A 17,716-nucleotide genomic window follows, 5' to 3' on the forward strand; every position below is an offset into this window, starting at 1 on the left:
TTTATCCCCAATAAACAAGCAGCTGATTTGTAACAGATTGATACAAGAATAACCCCTTTGGGTCATATAGCTTTCATCTGCACAGGGCATAATCCCCCCGCCGTCGCAGGGAAAATAACCCATAGCACGGCATCGCAGGCACCCGGATGTGCGGCGTGCCAGGGGTCAGATAACACCATATGAGACTGGATATGCAGAACAAGAAACAAGTAAACCCATCGGTGGCAAAGGTATTGCAGGGCAAGCCGCAGCCCGGAAAGGCCCTGCTGGCCATGATGCTGGCTGCCACATGCGGACTGGCGGGCTGCAGTTCGGATGAGCAACAGGATGAAGAGGCACGGGTCGGGTTGCGGATCCTCGAAACCACGGACCTGCACACCAACATCATGGACTTCAACTACTACAGCGGCAAGGAAGATCCCACCATAGGCCTGGCACGCACCGCCAGCCTGATCCACGCCGCCAGGGCCGACGTCGACAACTCAGTGCTGGTCGATAATGGCGATCTGCTGCAAGGCAGCCCCATGGGTGACTACATGGCCAAAATCGGTCTGCAGGCCGGCGAGGTGCATCCCGCCTACAAGGCCATGAACCTGCTCGACTATGACGTGGGCAACATAGGCAATCATGAGTTCAACTATGGCCTGGACTTTCTGGAAAAATCCTTGAGCGGCGCCAACTTTGCCTACATCAACGCCAACGTTTACTGCGCCGACGCCCAGGGCTGCTGGCAAGACATAAAGCAGGGCGAACACTTGTTCACCCCCTATGTCATCAAGGAAAAAACCGTCGTCGATGCCAAGGGCAACAGCCATAGCCTCAAGATAGGCTACATAGGCTTTGTGCCACCGCAGATCATGTTGTGGGATAAGCAAAATCTCACGGGCAAGGTACGAGTCGAGGGCATAGTGGCGACGGCAACCCAATACGTGCCGCAGATGAAGGCCGAGGGCGCAGATATCATCATCGCCATTCCCCATTCCGGCCTGGGCTCGAGCGACAACCCGGGCGATCCCTCAGTCGAAAATGCCAGCTACGCCCTCACCTATGTCGATGGCATAGATGCTGTCATGTTCGGCCACAGCCACTCCATCTTCCCCGATGCCAGGTACGCCGACTTGCCCAATACCGACGTGGACAAGGGACTGCTGAATGGCGTGCCCGCCGTGATGCCGGGACGCTGGGGCGACAACCTGGGAGTCGTCGACCTGAGCCTGGCATACAAGGCGGGTAAATGGTCTGTTGTCGATGCCAAGAGCCAGGCCATCCCCATCTACGACGGTGCCAACAAGTTGCCTCTGGTGACAGCCGACGGCGCTATCCATGATGCTGTGGCGCAGGAACACCAAGGCACGCTCGCGTTCGTCGCCGAGCCCATAGGGGTAGCCGCGGCCGACATGTACAGCTTCCTGACCCTGGTGCAGGACGATCCTACGGTGCAGATAGTCTCGGACGCCCAGATTGCCAGGGTCAAGGCGCAACTCCCCGCCAACCTGAGCCAGCTGCCCGTGCTGTCGGCATCGGCGCCCTTCAAGGCCGGTGGCCGTCATGGCACCAGCAGCGACGCGGATCAATATGTGCAGGTCGCTCAGGGCCCGCTGACCTTCAAGAATGCCGCCGACTTATACCTCTACCCCAACACCCTGGTGGTGGTCAAAGCCACGGGGGCCGAACTCAAGGACTGGCTCGAATGCTCGGCCAATCAGTTCAACCTCATAGATCCCGACTCGAGCGCCCCTCAATACCTGATCAACTGGGAAGGCCATCCGACCTATAACTTCGATGTGCTCGATGGCCTCAGCTATCAGATAGATGTGACTCAGCCGAGCAAGTTTGACCGCGACTGCATGCCAATCAATCCTGGGGCGAACCGCATTCAGGCCTTGAGCTACACGGACGAGACGGGGGCTGTGTTCAGCGGCGAGGCGTTGGCGGCGAAAGAATTCATCGTCGCCTCCAACAACTACCGCGCCTTCGGTGGCAAGTTTGCCGGTACGGGTGCGGATCATGTGGTGCTCGAACTGCCGGATACCAACCGTGAGGCACTGGCATCCTACATCAGCGCCGAGTCCCAGTTCAATGCCGTCACGGGCCAATACGAGGGCATGGTCAATCCCAGTGCCGACTACAACTGGGATTTCAAGAGCATAACAACGAATGTACCATTGGACGTGCGTTTCGAAACCCAGGACAGCGCCAAGGCCGCCGCCTTCATCGCTGCCAATCAGCAGCGCAGCATGGTGAAGGTCGCCACCGACGCCCTGGGCTACGCCGTCTATCGGATAGATCTGACGCAATAACCGGCCCCTCCCCCCAAAAAAACAGGCCGAGTGCTGCTCGGCCTGCTTGCATCGCTTCAGGATCGTCATGGGCCTGATTTTTTGGCCCAAGTGCCCGATCACTGCAGCCGGCTCTTTCTCTATATCCTTCTCTCTATCTGTATCTTTTCTTTATCCTGGGCCAACGCTCACATCATCGTCTTCAAAATTTTTCGCCATGCTGCAAAGCTGCGCCAGCGGCACCCCGTGGCGGTTGCGTTCGGCGCATAGCGCCCTGTGGCGGGGATCCCTGGGGTTTCCTATCAGCACCTTGCGCACCCCATAACCCAGGGCCTGTGCCGCCGCCTCGTAGGCCATATACTCCCAATGGGCGAGATTGGTGTTGTCGCAGATCACCACAGGCTCCCCCCGAGCCAGCGCCTGAATGAACCCCGTCAGGTTGCGTTGATGGTATTCGGCCAGGCGCGCGACATTGAAACGGTACTCGCCCCCGACGAGGAAAAAATCATCGGTGGAAAACAGTCCATGACGACGTATGCGCAAGGCCAGTGACAGCGGTTGTGAGGCGATATACTGTTCGACCCAGTGGGACTTGCCACTGCCGGGCAGGCCGCGCATTATGATGGCCAGTTTAGTGGGTGCGAGCAGCTCCGTGGAGGCATCTGGCCGGCTCATGCTTGCAGCAACTCCTTGTCTATCTCATGCCCTGCCAGTATCGCCTCAACCAGTTTAGGAACTATCACACTGGCCTTGCCTTCGAAATGACACTGAAACTGGCTGTGAGGTTCGACCCCCGCGAGGTTCACTTCCACCGTCCTGGCACCATGATGGTTGGCGGTATCGACAAAGCCCGCCGCCGGATAGACTGTGCCCGAGGTGCCTATGGCGATGAACAAGTCGCAGCGCTCCAGCGCGGCATGGATCTTGTCCATCCCCAGCGGCATCTCGCCGAACCAGACCACGTGGGGCCGCAGTCGTTGCCCTGGAATACAGCAAGTGCAGAGGTTGTCTGGGCCGAAGGGCTCACGCAGCAGGAAGGTCTGCCCCGAGCTGGGACAGCGGCCCTTGACCAGTTCACCATGCATATGCAGCAAACGTTTCGAGCCCGCCTGCTCATGCAAATTATCGATATTCTGGGTGACCAAGAGCAGCTCGCCGGGGAACGCCTGCTCCAGCTTGGCCAGCGCCAGGTGCGCCTCATTGGGGTGGACATCGCCCTGGCGCAACTGTTGCCAACGGCTGTTGTAGAAACGCTCGACCAAGGCCCTGTCCCTTTGGTAGCCTTCAGGCGTGGCAACATCCTCGATATCATGCTCTTCCCATAAGCCGTCTTGCGCCCTGAAGGTTTTCAATCCGGATTCCGCCGAAATTCCCGCGCCGGTTAACACTAGAATATGCCGGTACATGCTGCTCCCTTTGGTGAGTTTTCTATTACCGGGGCAGTGAAATCGGCCAAATCGGCCTGAAGCGACAATACCCCCACAAACGCTAAGCTCTAATCGGTTGCATTTTTAGCAATCGAAGACAGCCTCTTACAATTTATCCACATATGGTCCCTTATTGCCAGAACAAAGGTTTAAGTTTTTAGGTTGAGCACATATAATGGATTATTAAATACATGGATGAACCTATTGGTTCTGCAATCAAGAGATTAGCAATGACAGATGGAAACCAAGCGCTAAAAAAAGCGGGTTTGAAGATTACCCTGCCACGAGTCAAGATCCTCGAGCTGATGCAAGAGCCTGAAAACCAGCATATCAGCGCCGAAGACTTGTATAAGAAGTTGCTCGAAATTGGCGAAGAAATAGGTTTGGCGACAGTTTACCGTGTGTTAAACCAATTCGATGATGCCGGCATAGTGACACGCCATCATTTCGAGACCGGCAAGGCCGTCTTCGAACTGTCGACCCAGCATCACCATGACCACCTGGTGTGCCTGTCTTGCGGCAGAGTGATCGAATTTTCCGACGAGGTTATCGAACGTCGCCAGCTGGAAATTGCCGCGCGCCACAACATCAAGCTGACCAACCACAGCCTCTACCTCTATGGTCATTGCACCAACGATACTTGCGATCATAACGACGAGTAACTGCAAGCCGTCGCTATGAGCCTAAAAAACCAGCCCTAGAGCTGGTTTTTCTTTGCTTACAAAAACTTGTGATAAATATTCACCCTGTGGCCCATGAAGCTATTCTTCTCCCGCCACTGCATCCCCACCTTCCTCGCCACCCCTTCGGATCCCGTGTTGCCTTCCAGGATGAGGGCGATAGCCTCCTCTATGCCATGATGGTGAAATTCGGCCAATGCCGCCTCTGCGGCTTCATGACCTATCCCCTGGCCCCAATAGGCGGGCAGATACCGGTAACCCAGCTCGACTTCCTCGAATTCCGTGATGTATTTAGGGCCGCAGAACCCTATCACCTTATTATCTGCCTTATGTTCCACCGCCCAGCGACCATAGCCAAACTCCTGATAGTTGGCGAAAATCACCTCCCGCAACAGGGTGGCAGCCTGCTCCCTGGAGCTGAAGGCATCACCGGGAATGTAGGTCAGCACTTCGGGGATGCTGTTGAGCTGGAAAATGGCTTCAACATCGTCCTCGGTAAACTGACGTAATATGAGGCGCTCGGTTTCGGTGATTATCATAGTCGCTCCTTGCCATGAGTGGGTGAGAATACAGCCTCTTTTATACCCAGAGCCTTGAGTAATAACAAGATCTTCCCAGATTTTATTGTTACAGGAGCAGCCAGAGCCAGAAACTGAAGCTCAGCACACTGAGCAGGGTCGACAACACCACACAGGTGGCCAGCGTGCCCTGATGCGACTGCAACTGAGTGGCTATCAGGTAGGCGTTTACCCCTAAGGGCGAGGCGCTGAGCAGCACCAACATGGCGACGCTGTCCGCCGGCAGGGCAAACACCCCATGGCCGCACAGATATACCAAGGCCGGCAACAGCAACAATTTCAGCAGGCTCGCCAACAAGGCCATGCGCCAGTCATTGCCTATACGGTAGAAACTCAAATTGGCCCCGAGGACAAACAAGGCGCAGGCCAGCGCCGGCTGGGCCAACAACTTGAGTCCGGCCTGCAACTGCTGCGGCAACACCAGGCCGACGGCATTGGCCAAGAGCCCCAGCAGAATGCTCAACACCACGGGATTGAGGCACATGGAACGGCCAAATTGGCGCCAGGAGAATCCCTGGGCCTGTCCCTTGGCGGCTAGAATAAAGGTCAGCGCAAACAACAGCGCGCTATGGAAGGTGATGATCATGAACACCTTGCCCAACATATCCTGCCCCAACGCGGCGATGATAATGGGCAAACCGACCAGAACCGTATTGGAATAGCTGGCGCCCAGGGCAAACACCCCGCTGGCTCTGGTGGTGCGCAGCGACTCGGGGGCAAACAGCCGATTGAGCCCAAACCCCAGGCCATAGAGTATCAACACGGGCACATAAAACGCCAACAAGGCATGGATATTCAGACTCTGGCTCAAGGGCGCGGCCAGCATATTCAGGAACAGAAAGGCGGGAATGCTGACATAAAAAGTGAACTTGCTGATGCCGGCGATCTGGGTCTCGGTGAAAAATTTCCTGTTGGTCAACAGGTAACCCAGGAGCACCAGAAACAGCAGCGGGAAGATGATGGAAACTATGTTCATACTGACTCTTTCATATTAGCCGGCTAAATGGACTGGCCCATCGCCAGGCATAAGCCTATTCAAACGGGAAATCTGACGGCGCTGTCCAGCGCAGTCAAACCACAAAAAAGGCGCCCTAGGGCGCCTTTTTTACCTCAACCGCCAGGGATTACCAGCCGGTTTTAGTACGCAGTGCCTTGCCGATATCGGCAAGTGAGCGAACAGTGGTAACACCGGCCGCTTCCAGTGCTGCAAACTTATCAGCCGCAGTACCTTTACCACCTGCGATGATAGCGCCGGCATGACCCATGCGCTTACCTTCGGGTGCAGTCACACCTGCGATGTAAGATACCACAGGCTTAGTCACGTGTGCCTTGATGTACTCGGCCGCTTCTTCTTCAGCAGTACCACCGATTTCGCCGATCATGACAATGGCTTCTGTCTGTGGATCGTTCTGGAACATTTCCAGTACGTCGATGAAGTTGGTGCCTGGGATTGGGTCACCGCCTATGCCTACGCAAGTAGACTGGCCGAAACCTTCATCTGTCGTCTGCTTAACCGCTTCATAGGTCAGGGTGCCTGAACGTGAAACGATACCGACTTTACCACGCAAGTGGATGTGACCTGGCATGATGCCGATCTTGCATTCACCCGGAGTGATAACGCCTGGGCAGTTAGGGCCTATCATGCGAACGCCGGTTTCTTCCAGCTTGACCTTAACTTGCAGCATGTCCAGAGTAGGAATGCCTTCTGTGATACAAACGATCAGCTCTATGCCGCCGTCGATAGCTTCCAGGATGGCATCTTTACAGAAAGGTGCTGGTACATAGATAACAGAAGCAGTGGCGCCGGTAGCGGCAACTGCATCTTTTACCGTGTTGAACACAGGCAGACCCAGGTGAACCTGACCGCCCTTACCTGGAGACACACCACCGACCATTTGCGTACCGTAATCGATAGCTTGTTGTGAGTGGAATGTACCTTGACCGCCAGTGAAACCCTGACAGATAACCTTGGTATCTTTATTAATTAAGACAGACATTATTTGCCCTCCGCAGCTTTAACTACTTGCTCAGCCGCGTCAGTCAGACTGGTAGCTGCAATGATATCAAGACCGGATTTGGCCAGCACTTCACGGCCCAGTTCGGCGTTAGTACCTTCCAAACGTACAACCACAGGCACTTTAACACCGACTTCTTTAACCGCACCTATGATGCCTTCGGCGATCATGTCACAACGTACGATACCACCGAAGATGTTAACCAGAACCGCTTTCACATTGCTGTCAGACAGAATGATCTTGAAGGCTTCGGCAACACGTTCTTTGGTCGCGCCACCGCCTACGTCGAGGAAGTTGGCTGGCTTACCGCCGTGCAGGTTGACTATGTCCATGGTACCCATGGCCAGACCGGCACCGTTCACCATACAGCCAACGTTACCGTCCAAAGCAACATAGTTCAGTTCGAACTTGGCAGCGTGGGCTTCACGGGCATCATCCTGTGAAGGATCGTGCATGTCGCGTATTTTTGGTTGACGGAACAGTGCGTTGCCATCGATACCTATCTTGCCGTCCAGGCAATGCAGGTTGCCATCTGTGGTGATAACCAGAGGGTTAATTTCCAACAGGGCGAAATCGTGATCGACAAACATGTTACCCAGACCCAAGAAGATCTTGGTGAACTGCTTCATTTGTGTTGGGTTCAGACCCAGCTTGAAGCCAAGATCACGGGCTTGATAAGCCTGAGGACCTGTCAGTGGATCTATGATGGCTTTGTGGATGAGTTCCGGCGTTTCTTCAGCCACTTTCTCAATCTCAACACCACCTTCGGTCGATGCCATGAACACCACACGACGTGTGCTACGGTCAACAACCGCGCCCAGGTAGAGTTCATTGGCGATGTCGGTGCAGCTCTCAACCAAGATCTTAGCGACAGGCTGACCTTTCTCATCAGTTTGATAAGTCACCAGATTTTTGCCTAACCAGTGTTCGGCAAAGGCTCTGATTTCTTCTTTATCGCCAGTGACTTTAACGCCACCTGCTTTACCACGGCCGCCAGCGTGTACTTGACACTTAACAACCCACATATCTCCGCCAATATGGCCTGCCGCTTCTACCGCTTCTTGAGGGGTATCACAGGCGAAACCTTCTGACACTGGTAAACCATATTCGGCAAATAGGGCTTTTGCCTGATACTCATGCAAATTCATGATGATCTATCCGTATACTTCAAATCAAATCCAATTGGCCCCTAGGGGCCAATCACGAGGGTAAAGTCTGGCTGTACCTTAGAGGTCGAGCAGCAGACGAGTTGGATCTTCCAGGAAGTCTTTAATGGCGACCAGGAAGCCAACAGACTCACGGCCATCAACGATACGATGGTCATATGAGAGTGCCAGGTACATCATGGGCAGGATTTCAACCTGACCATTGACTGCCATAGGGCGATCTTTGATGGCATGCATGCCCAAGATAGCGCTCTGTGGCAGGTTCAAAATTGGAGTAGACAGCAGGGAACCGAACACGCCACCGTTGGTCACAGTGAAGTTACCGCCTGTCATGTCGGCAACGGTAAGTTTACCATCGCGACCCTTGAGCGCCAGTTCACGTACCGCTTTTTCGATCTCGGCCAGATTCATGGTATCTGTATCACGCAGCACTGGGGTAACCAAGCCGCGAGGGGTAGAGACCGCGATGCTGATGTCGAAATAGTTGTGGTAAACGATATCGTCGCCATCGATAGAGGCATTGACTTCAGGGAAACGCTTCAGCGCTTCGGTCACGGCCTTGATGTAGAAAGACATGAAACCCAAACGTATGCCATGACGCTTCTCGAAGATTTCCTGATACTGCTTACGGATATCCATGATGGGCTTCATGTTGACTTCGTTGAAGGTCGTCAGCATGGCGGTAGAGTTCTTCGCTTCCAACAGACGGGTCGCTATGGTCTTGCGCAGGCGTGTCATAGGCACGCGCTTCTCGCTGCGACCTTCGGCCAGTGGCGCGACTGCCGGGGCAGCTGCAGCGGCTGGCTTGGCAGCCGTCTTGGCGAAGGCTTCGACGTCTTCCTTGGTGATGCGACCACCCACACCCGTGCCTTTGATCTTGCCGGCATCCAGGTTCAGTTCGGCCAACATGCGGCGTACCGATGGGCTCAGGGCATCGTTCGTCTCATCGCTGCTCGCTTCCGCTGCGGCAGGCGCCGCCGCTTCGGCCTGGGCCTTGGTCACTTCCTGACCAGACACGGCACCGGCAACGAACTTGGCGATGACTTGCTCGCCCAGCACTGTGTCGCCTTCCTGAAACAGGAATTCGCTGATGTGGCCATCTTCAGGGGCAACCACTTCAAGTACCACTTTATCTGTTTCTATATCTACCAGATTTTGATCGCGAGAAATTGGCTCGCCAGGCTTAACATGCCATGTGGCAATAGTTGCATCGGCAACTGATTCTGGCAGTACGGGTACCTTGATTTCGATACTCATGGAAAGCTTTCCTTTTTATATTGTCTATTACTAAAGTGTTATTTCGAGTTTTAGGGCGCTATTCACTAAAGACTCTTGCTGGCGTACGTGCAGATCCGGATAACCACAGGCAGGCGCAGCGGATGCTTCCCGGCCGGCATAGGCTAACTGAGCGCCTGCAGGAATCGTGGCCCAGAAGTGATGCTGGCTGCAATACCAGGCACCTTGGTTCTGAGGCTCTTCCTGACACCAGACAAAATCTTTCACATGCTGATAGTCAGCCAAGGCAGCGGTCATTTCATCGTGCGGGAACGGATACAGCTGTTCGACACGTATGAGCGCTACGTTAGTGATATTTTCTTTGCGACGTTTTTCCAGCAGCTCGAAATACACCTTACCGCTACAGAAGACCACGCGATCCACTTGCTTGGCATCCAGGGTATCGATTTCACCGATAATATTCTGGAAGCTGCCTTCGGCCAACTCTTCCAGACTGGATACCGCCAATGGGTGGCGCAGCAGAGACTTGGGCGACATCACCACCAGAGGACGACGCATAGGACGCACCACCTGACGGCGCAGCATGTGGTAAACCTGAGCCGGTGTCGAAGGAATGCACACCTGCATATTATGGTTGGCACATAGCTGCAGGAAACGCTCCAGACGGGCGCTGGAATGCTCGGGGCCCTGGCCTTCGTAGCCATGTGGCAGCAGCATGGTCAAGCCACACAAACGGCCCCACTTCTGCTCGCCGGATGACAGGAACTGATCTATCACCACCTGGGCACAGTTGACGAAGTCACCGAACTGGGCTTCCCATATGGTCAGGCCGCCGGGTTCGGCTGTGGCATAACCGTATTCGAACGCCAGCACAGAGGCTTCGGACAACACAGAGTCTGTGATGTCGATGGGCCCTTGCTCTTCGGCCACGTTGCGCAGTGGCAGATAAGTGGTGGCATCGTTTTGATTATGCAGCACGGCGTGGCGGTGGAAGAAGGTGCCGCGGCCAGAATCCTGACCCGTGATGCGCACCCTTTTGTTATCTTCCAGGATAGAGGCATAGGCCAAGGTTTCGGCAAAGCCCCAGTCCAGCAACTTGTCACCGCTGGCCATCGCCAGGCGATCGTTGTAAATCTTAGCGACCCGCGACTGCAGCTTATGGCTCTCGGGCACATAGCTTATCTTGTTGGCCAGATTCTTGATTCTGTCGAGTGACATCTGCGCCGGGTAGGTTTCATCCCACTCGCGGCCGATATAAGGCGTCCAGTCGACAGACATCAGCGTCATGGGACGCCATTCTTCGACCACGCAATCACCATGATCCAAGGCATCACGGTAGTTGTTGATCATGCCTGTCACTTCATCGGCGCCAATGACCTTGTCGGCGATCAGCTTGTCGGCATAGATCTTACGTGGCGTCGGGTGTTTCTTGATCTTGGCGTACATCAGCGGCTGGGTCGCACTCGGCTCATCGGCCTCGTTATGACCGTGGCGACGGTAGCAGACAAGATCTATCACCACATCGCGCTTGAACTCGTTGCGATAGTCGACAGCCAGTTGCGACACTAAGGCGACGGCCTCGGGATCGTCGGCATTGACGTGGAATATCGGCGCCTGCACCATCTTGGCGATGTCGGTACAATATTCTGTGGAGCGCACATCCTGCTGGCTGGACGTAGTGAAGCCAACCTGGTTGTTGACCACGATACGTATGCTGCCACCCACTTTGAAGCCGCGGGTCTGAGACATGTTGAATGTCTCTTGGACTATGCCCTGCCCTGTGATCGCCGAGTCACCGTGAATGGTGATAGGCATGACCTGCAGACCCGATTCACAACCACGGCGGTCCAGACGGGCGCGTACCGAGCCCATGACGACCGGGTTGACGATTTCCAGATGCGAGGGGTTGAAGGCCAGCGCCAGGTGGACATTGCCGCCCGGGGTTTCGAAATCGGACGAGAAGCCTTGGTGATACTTAACGTCACCGGAACCGTGGGATTCCTGATGTTTGCCGGCGAATTCGTCGAACAATTCACCAGGGCGCTTGCCCAGCACGTTGACCAGGACGTTGAGACGACCGCGGTGGGCCATGCCGACCACGATTTCCTTGGTGCCGACTTCACCGGCACGATAGATAATCTCGCGCAGCATAGGCACCAAGGCGTCACCGCCTTCGAGAGAGAAGCGTTTGGCACCGGGGAATTTGGCACCCAGATACTTTTCCATGCCTTCGGCGGCATTCAGGCCTGCGAGAATGCGGGTCTTGACCGCCTTGTCGTAGTTGGCCTTGCCCAGAGACGGTTCGAGACGTTGCTGGATCCAGCGCTTCTCTTCGGTATCTGTGATGTGCATGTACTCGGCACCGATAGAACCGCAATAGGTGCTCTTCAATGCCTTGACCAGATCCGCCAGCTTCATGGTTTCGCCGCCATGGGCGAACGAACCCGTATTGAATTCGCGCTGCATGTCTTCGGCGGTCAAACCGTGGAATGCAGGATCGAGTTCCGAAACCGCTTCGCGTTTCCACAGTTCCAGGGGATCCAGATTGGCGCCCTGATGACCGCGGAACCTGTGAGCGTTGATCAGCTGCAGGACCTTGACTTGCTTAGCATCGAGTTCAGGATCGGAAACGCGAGCCGAGCTCTTGTGACGTCCTTCCAGGGCTAAACTACGAAAATAATCACGTACTTTGGAGTGAGCAGCTTCGGGCGCGTCAACAGAGGCACCGTTCACCGGAGGGAGATTATCAAATACCGTACGCCAATCGTCGGAGACTGACTGAGGGTCTTCTTGATAGGCTTCATACATCTCTTCTACGTAGGTCGAATTTGCACCACTTAAGTGAGATGATTCGAGCCAGGCTTTCATGATGCCTTGGTGCATTTCTATTCCTTTCAAACTTTATACACGTGCTTAGCCATAAGTATTAACTATGCGTTTCATCGTCAAACGATGCGACGCATATATCTGCCGCCCTAGAGTTCCAGATTTCACGGCGTGGCGTATTCCTTTACACACAAAAGAGCCACCCCCCGATATGGAAGGTGACTCTTCACGAGCTATATTATTATTGGTCTTAGCTCAGGTTGTCGCATTTACACCGCTCTTTTCAACAGCATGGACTTGATATGACCTATTGCCTTGGTCGGATTAAGACCCTTAGGACAAACGTCAACACAGTTCATGATGCCATGGCAACGGAACACGCTGTAGGCATCGTCCAGCCCAGACAAACGTTCTTCCGTCGCGGTATCGCGGCTATCGATCAAGAAGCGATAGGCATGCAGCAAACCGCTTGGACCAATAAATTTATCAGGATTCCACCAGAAAGATGGGCAAGCCGTCGAGCAACAGGCACACATGATGCACTCGTACAGGCCATCCAGATGAGCACGCTCCTCGGGTGACTGCAGATGTTCACGGGCCGGTGTCTTCTCATCATTGATGAGGAACGGCTTGATTTTCTCGTACTGGATGTAGAACTGAGTCAAATCGACCACGAGATCACGCACGACAGGCATACCTGGCAGTGGGCGTATTTCCAGTTTCTTACCCTTGAAGGTAGAAACAGGGGTAATACAGGCCAAGCCATTCTTACCGTTCATGTTGATACCGTCAGAACCACACACGCCTTCACGGCATGAGCGACGGAACGCCAAGGTTGGGTCCTGTTCTTTCAGTTTGAGCAGCGCATCCAGAACCATCATATCGGAACCTTCGGCCACTTCCAGGGTGTAATCCTGCATGTAAGGCTTGGTATCTACATCAGGATTGTAGCGATAAACTGCAAATTGTAATTTCATCTCTGCCATTCCTTAGTAGGTACGTTTCTTCGGCGGGAAGGCTTCACGTAACTTAGGCGTCATGTTCACTTCACGACGATCCATGGTCTCGGTCACAGGGTCAAACAGGCTGTGACATAACCAGTTATCGTCATCACGCTCGAGGAAATCTTCACGTGAGTGCGCACCACGACTCTCGGTACGGAAGTTAGCCGCATAAGCTGTGGCAATCGCCGTCGCCATCAGGTTGTCCAGCTCCAGACATTCGATACGCTGGGTATTGAATTCACGGGAGTTATCAGACAGTTTGGCATTGGCAAGACGCTCGCGGATCGCTTTGAGCTGTTCCAGACCTTCGGCCATGGCATCGCCACGACGGAATACAGAGAAGTTCAGCTGCATGCACAACTGCAAGTCTTTACGTATTTGCACCGGATCTTCGCCGTCTTTATTGCTTTCCCAACGGTTCAGACGCGCCAGAGAGGCTTGGATATCGGCTTCGGTAGCCGCCTTGGGATCGGCAGTCGCATCCAGGGCTTTGCCCAGATGTTGACCCGCAGCGCGGCCGAAGACCACCAAGTCGAGCAGTGAGTTACCGCCCAGACGGTTGGCACCGTGTACTGAGACACAGGCGATTTCGCCAACGGCAAACAGACCTACCACTTCTTGCTCTGTGCCATCGTCATTCTTGCGAACAACCTGACCGCTGACCTTGGTCGGCAGACCGCCCATCATGTAGTGACAGGTTGGCAGTACTGGGATTGGGCCATCGGCCGGATCTATGTGAGCGAAAGTACGGGACAGTTCGCACACCCCAGGCAGACGCTCTTCGAGGGTCTCTTTACCCAAGTGATCCAATTTCAGCAGCAAGTGCGGGCCTAATGGGCCGTCACAACCACGTCCTTCACGAATTTCGGTCATCATGGAACGTGCTACCACGTCGCGTGAGGCCAAATCTTTCGCGTTAGGGGCATAACGCTCCATGAAACGTTCGCCGTCTTTGTTCAGCAGATAACCGCCTTCACCACGACAACCTTCGGTGACCAACACACCCGCACCGGCGATGCCTGTGGGGTGGAACTGCCACATTTCCATGTCTTGCATCTGCACACCGGCACGCATTGCCATACCAACACCGTCACCGGTATTGATGTGGGCGTTGGTGGTCGAGGCATAGATACGCCCTGCACCGCCCGTTGCCAGAATCGTTGCCTTGGCCTTGAAATAGACTATTTCGCCGGTTTCGATTTCGATCGCGGTACAACCTACGATGGCGCCATCTTCGTTCTTCACCAGATCCAGCGCATACCACTCGGAATACACTTCGGTCTTGTGCTTAACGTTTTGCTGGTACAAGCAATGCAACAAGGCATGGCCGGTACGGTCGGCCGCAGCCGCGGTACGTGCCGCTTGCTCGCCGCCGAAATTCTTCGACTGGCCACCGAAAGGACGCTGATAGATGGTGCCGTTTTCGAAACGCGAAAATGGCAGACCCATATGCTCGAGTTCGATAACAGCTTCAGGACCGGTTTGACACATGAATTCGATCGCTTCCTGGTCACCGATAAAATCGGAACCTTTCACCGTATCGTACATGTGTTGTTCCCAATGATCTTCATGGGCGTTACCTAAGGCTACGGTAATACCACCCTGGGCAGATACGGTATGAGAACGGGTCGGGAATACTTTAGATAACAGCGCGCAGCTCTTACCTTCTTTGGAGATTTGCAGTGCTGCACGCATACCGGCGCCGCCGGCACCTATGACTACAGCATCAAATTCACGTACTGGAATACTCACTTAGACACCCCACACTATGACTATGCCAGCCGCCAGGTAACTAAAGGCAGTGATGACAAAGATAAACTGTAAAACACCCCGTAACGTAATACATTTAACGTAATCCGTCAGGACTTGCCAAACACCGATCCAGGCATGGATCAGCAAGGCAATCAGTGCCAAGAGTGTGAACACTTTCATCGGCAGAGTGCTGAACAGACCATGCCAAACGTCAAAAGTGAGAGGAGAACTAAGGGCAATAAAGCCAACCAGAAATATAGAATAACAGGCCAGAATTACCGCGCTTGCGCGTATAAGAATATAGTCATGGACACCGCTGCGTCCAAAACTCGCTGCATTGGTTACCATACCCAGATCCCCGCTACGATTGAAAAGGCTACCGTCAGCACAAATAAGCCTTTGGCTGATGCGGTACCCGAAGCCAACTCTTCCCAACGACCCGAATCCATCACTAAATGGCGTATACCACCCAGCAGATGATAACCCAGAGCGGTCAGAATGCCCCAGACGATGAACTTCACGACGAAGCTATCGAACATGGCTTGTACGCCAGCGAAACTCTCAGCTGATGCTAAAGACGAATTTAGCAACCAAATGAGAATGCCAACAGCGAACAGCATGATGACACCGGAGATACGGTGAAGAATTGACGCAATCGCTGGTGCAGGCATGCGAATGGTTTGCAGATCTAAATGGACAGGTCTTTGCTTTTTCACGTTCTGCTCACTCAGCTCCATTGAGCATTTTTTTTGTTATGTGAACCGCTTTTGGTCAAACTTTGAACTGTGAGCCAGCTCACAGCTAATGTCATTGCAAAAGCAAAGTTTAAACAAACAGTTAACCCTTTGAGAACACAACAGTTTCACAGAGAAAACTGCCTGTCTAAAGGGGGATGTTTGCGGCCCTCTATGGGCGGGAGCAAGTATACTCGCGGCAAATGTCAAATACAAACCTCACATTATGCAAATTCTCTTTTTTTGCGATTTTTTTGCCTTAAGTGTCAGCGCCAACAGGCAATAGCGGGGTTTGTATACCTTGGTCTAACAAATTTAAACGCTTATTTGAATTGAAATCTTATGCACAATCGCTGTAAAGTAATGCCCTTTGACATGCCGCACTCACATAAGAAAGAAGTAAGGAGAACGGGGTATGGCTGACTTAAAAGCCAAATTAGAACTACCAGGAAACGACTCGATTGAGTTGCCAATCATGCAGGGCACTGCCGGATTTGACGTAATCGACATAAGCAAACTCGGAAAGAAAGGTTATTTCACCTTCGATCCAGGTTTTCTCGCGACTGCATCATGTGAATCTGCGATCACTTACATAGACGGTGATCAAGGTGTGTTGTTGCATCGCGGCTATCCGATCGATCAGCTGGCCGTCGATTCAGACTACTTAGACTTATGCTACCTGTTGCTGTACGGCGAACTGCCGACGAAAGCTCAGTATGCTGAGTTCGTGCACACTGTGAAGACTCACACCATGGTGAACGAGCAGTTAGCCTTCTTCTTCAGAGGCTTCCGCCGTGACGCTCACCCTATGGCCATGCTATGTGGTGTGACCGGCGCCCTGTCGGCTTTCTATCAGGACTCGTTAGACGTGAACGATGCTCGCCATCGTGAGATCGCCGCCTATCGCTTAGTCTCCAAGATGCCGACCATAGCGGCCATGTGCTACAAGTACTCCAGCGGCCAGCCATTCGTGTACCCACGCAATGACCTGAGCTATGCCGGAAACTTCCTCAGCATGATGTTTGCCGTGCCGTGTGAAGAATATAAGGTCAATCCTATCGTCGAACGCGCGATGGACAGGATCTTCATTCTGCATGCAGATCATGAACAAAACGCGTCCACTTCCACGGTGCGATTGGCGGGTTCATCGGGTGCCAATCCGTTTGCCTGTATCGCTGCCGGTATCGCTTCTCTCTGGGGTCCTGCCCATGGCGGCGCCAACGAAGCCTGCCTGCAAATGCTGGAAGAGATCGGCAGTGTCGAGCGTATTCCCGAGTTTATCGAACGCGCCAAAGACAAGAATGATCCATTCCGTCTGATGGGCTTCGGTCACAGGGTATACAAGAACTTCGACCCGCGTGCCAAGGTGATGCGTGAAACCTGTCATGAAGTGCTGGCAGAATTGAAAGTCGTAGATCCATTATTGGATGTGGCGATGGAGCTTGAGCGTATCGCGCTCGAAGATGAATACTTCATCTCCAAGAAGCTGTATCCCAACGTCGACTTCTACTCAGGCATCATAATGAAGGCCATCGGCATCCCAACCAGTATGTTTACCGTACTGTTTGCACTGGCGCGTACCGTCGGCTGGATTGCCCACTGGAAAGAAATGCTGGATCAGCCTGGTCATAAGATCAGCCGTCCTCGTCAGTTGTACACAGGCGAAACGACTCGTGACTTCGTATCACGGGATAAGCGCTGATAGCCTGCTGAACCCGAAAAAGACGCCTCTGGGCGTCTTTTTTTTTCCTATTATCCAAACAATCCTCTTCAAGTCACTCTCTTCAAACCCAAGTGACTCTCTCCAAACTTCAAGTCGCTTTCCTCCAAACCCAAGTCATTTTCTCCAAACTTCAAGTCACCTCCTCCAAACCCCAAGCAACTATCTTCAAGCGCCACGAATCTTATCCAAGCTTTCTGGCTGCCCCTAGCTGCCCCCTCGCTGCAAGAATGCCGGAAAACTAGCTTACATTTTTAAGTTAGTTAAATTCATCACTAGATAAACTTTTTCGCTACAAT

15 protein-coding genes are annotated in these 17,716 nt (G+C 53.6%); 3 read left to right on the top strand and 12 right to left on the bottom strand.

Annotated elements, in window-relative coordinates:
* Positions 1–272 precede the first annotated feature (272 nt).
* Positions 273–2,300 (top strand): bifunctional 2',3'-cyclic-nucleotide 2'-phosphodiesterase/3'-nucleotidase, encoded by a 2,028-nt coding sequence (locus tag LZP73_RS16425; RefSeq protein ID WP_234236096.1) that lies wholly within the window; start codon positions 273–275, stop codon positions 2,298–2,300.
* A 150-nt stretch (positions 2,301–2,450) separates the two neighbouring features.
* Here the strand turns inward: LZP73_RS16425 and LZP73_RS16430 are convergent, their stop codons facing one another.
* Together LZP73_RS16430 and cobB are read right to left on the bottom strand one after the other, a co-directional pair.
* On the bottom strand, positions 2,451–2,954 hold the full coding sequence (locus LZP73_RS16430) for an AAA family ATPase (protein WP_234236048.1): 504 nt from the start codon (positions 2,952–2,954) through the stop codon (positions 2,451–2,453).
* Entirely contained in the window at positions 2,951–3,685 is a 735-nt protein-coding gene (gene cobB, locus LZP73_RS16435; RefSeq protein ID WP_234236049.1) for a Sir2 family NAD+-dependent deacetylase, read from the bottom strand. Before cobB ends, LZP73_RS16430 begins: the two co-directional genes overlap by 4 nt.
* A gap of 251 nt (positions 3,686–3,936) precedes the next feature.
* Here cobB and fur point away from each other — a divergent pair, with 251 nt between their 5' ends.
* The gene (gene fur / locus LZP73_RS16440; RefSeq protein WP_169562269.1) at positions 3,937–4,368 is read left to right on the top strand and encodes a ferric iron uptake transcriptional regulator; all 432 of its coding nucleotides are present in this window, start codon (positions 3,937–3,939) and stop codon (positions 4,366–4,368) included.
* 56 nt (positions 4,369–4,424) lie between these two features.
* Here the strand turns inward: fur and LZP73_RS16445 are convergent, their stop codons facing one another.
* The 10 genes from LZP73_RS16445 to sdhC form a co-directional block, all read right to left on the bottom strand.
* Positions 4,425–4,922: a GNAT family N-acetyltransferase gene (locus LZP73_RS16445; protein ID WP_234236097.1), complete on the bottom strand. Its 498-nt coding sequence runs from the start codon at positions 4,920–4,922 to the stop codon at positions 4,425–4,427.
* Between the two features lie 91 nt (positions 4,923–5,013).
* Complete coding sequence (locus LZP73_RS16450; RefSeq protein WP_234236050.1) at positions 5,014–5,940, bottom strand: AEC family transporter; 927 nt, start codon at positions 5,938–5,940, stop codon at positions 5,014–5,016.
* A 148-nt stretch (positions 5,941–6,088) separates the two neighbouring features.
* Entirely contained in the window at positions 6,089–6,961 is an 873-nt protein-coding gene (sucD, locus tag LZP73_RS16455) for a succinate--CoA ligase subunit alpha (RefSeq protein WP_169562267.1), read from the bottom strand.
* A complete protein-coding gene (gene sucC / locus LZP73_RS16460) occupies positions 6,961–8,127 on the bottom strand; it encodes an ADP-forming succinate--CoA ligase subunit beta (RefSeq protein WP_169562266.1) in 1,167 nt (388 codons plus the stop codon). Before sucC ends, sucD begins: the two co-directional genes overlap by 1 nt.
* Before the next feature lie 78 nt (positions 8,128–8,205).
* Positions 8,206–9,402 carry a 2-oxoglutarate dehydrogenase complex dihydrolipoyllysine-residue succinyltransferase gene (odhB, locus tag LZP73_RS16465; protein ID WP_234236051.1) on the bottom strand — a complete coding sequence of 399 codons (1,197 nt, stop codon included), beginning with the start codon at positions 9,400–9,402 and terminating at the stop codon, positions 8,206–8,208.
* A 30-nt stretch (positions 9,403–9,432) separates the two neighbouring features.
* On the bottom strand, positions 9,433–12,264 hold the full coding sequence (gene sucA / locus LZP73_RS16470) for a 2-oxoglutarate dehydrogenase E1 component (protein WP_234236052.1): 2,832 nt from the start codon (positions 12,262–12,264) through the stop codon (positions 9,433–9,435).
* 212 nt (positions 12,265–12,476) lie between these two features.
* Positions 12,477–13,184 (bottom strand): succinate dehydrogenase iron-sulfur subunit, encoded by a 708-nt coding sequence (locus LZP73_RS16475; RefSeq protein ID WP_169562263.1) that lies wholly within the window; start codon positions 13,182–13,184, stop codon positions 12,477–12,479.
* 12 nt (positions 13,185–13,196) lie between these two features.
* Complete coding sequence (gene sdhA / locus LZP73_RS16480) at positions 13,197–14,963, bottom strand: succinate dehydrogenase flavoprotein subunit (RefSeq protein WP_234236053.1); 1,767 nt, start codon at positions 14,961–14,963, stop codon at positions 13,197–13,199.
* A complete protein-coding gene (gene sdhD, locus LZP73_RS16485; RefSeq protein WP_234236054.1) occupies positions 14,964–15,311 on the bottom strand; it encodes a succinate dehydrogenase, hydrophobic membrane anchor protein in 348 nt (115 codons plus the stop codon). It lies immediately after the preceding gene.
* The gene (gene sdhC, locus LZP73_RS16490) at positions 15,305–15,700 is read right to left on the bottom strand and encodes a succinate dehydrogenase, cytochrome b556 subunit (protein ID WP_234236055.1); all 396 of its coding nucleotides are present in this window, start codon (positions 15,698–15,700) and stop codon (positions 15,305–15,307) included. Before sdhC ends, sdhD begins: the two co-directional genes overlap by 7 nt.
* Positions 15,701–16,112: 412 nt before the next feature.
* Here sdhC and LZP73_RS16495 point away from each other — a divergent pair, with 412 nt between their 5' ends.
* Positions 16,113–17,399 (top strand): citrate synthase, encoded by a 1,287-nt coding sequence (locus tag LZP73_RS16495; RefSeq protein WP_234236056.1) that lies wholly within the window; start codon positions 16,113–16,115, stop codon positions 17,397–17,399.
* Positions 17,400–17,716 lie beyond the last annotated feature (317 nt).

It is taken from the genome of Shewanella sp. AS16, from assembly GCF_021412365.1.
Classification (GTDB): Bacteria; Pseudomonadota; Gammaproteobacteria; order Enterobacterales; family Shewanellaceae; genus Shewanella; species Shewanella salipaludis.

Coding starts and splice junctions, on each gene's coding strand:
- LZP73_RS16425 (WP_234236096.1), top strand. CDS start 273: ATGATGCTGGCTGCCACATGCGGACTGGCGGGCTGCAGTTCGGATGAG.
- LZP73_RS16430 (WP_234236048.1), bottom strand. CDS start 2,954: ATGAGCCGGCCAGATGCCTCCACGGAGCTGCTCGCACCCACTAAACTG.
- cobB (WP_234236049.1), bottom strand. CDS start 3,685: ATGTACCGGCATATTCTAGTGTTAACCGGCGCGGGAATTTCGGCGGAA.
- fur (WP_169562269.1), top strand. CDS start 3,937: ATGACAGATGGAAACCAAGCGCTAAAAAAAGCGGGTTTGAAGATTACC.
- LZP73_RS16450 (WP_234236050.1), bottom strand. CDS start 5,940: ATGAACATAGTTTCCATCATCTTCCCGCTGCTGTTTCTGGTGCTCCTG.
- sucD (WP_169562267.1), bottom strand. CDS start 6,961: ATGTCTGTCTTAATTAATAAAGATACCAAGGTTATCTGTCAGGGTTTC.
- sucC (WP_169562266.1), bottom strand. CDS start 8,127: ATGAATTTGCATGAGTATCAGGCAAAAGCCCTATTTGCCGAATATGGT.
- odhB (WP_234236051.1), bottom strand. CDS start 9,402: ATGAGTATCGAAATCAAGGTACCCGTACTGCCAGAATCAGTTGCCGAT.
- sucA (WP_234236052.1), bottom strand. CDS start 12,264: ATGCACCAAGGCATCATGAAAGCCTGGCTCGAATCATCTCACTTAAGT.
- LZP73_RS16475 (WP_169562263.1), bottom strand. CDS start 13,184: ATGAAATTACAATTTGCAGTTTATCGCTACAATCCTGATGTAGATACC.
- sdhD (WP_234236054.1), bottom strand. CDS start 15,311: ATGGTAACCAATGCAGCGAGTTTTGGACGCAGCGGTGTCCATGACTAT.
- sdhC (WP_234236055.1), bottom strand. CDS start 15,700: ATGGAGCTGAGTGAGCAGAACGTGAAAAAGCAAAGACCTGTCCATTTA.
- LZP73_RS16495 (WP_234236056.1), top strand. CDS start 16,113: ATGGCTGACTTAAAAGCCAAATTAGAACTACCAGGAAACGACTCGATT.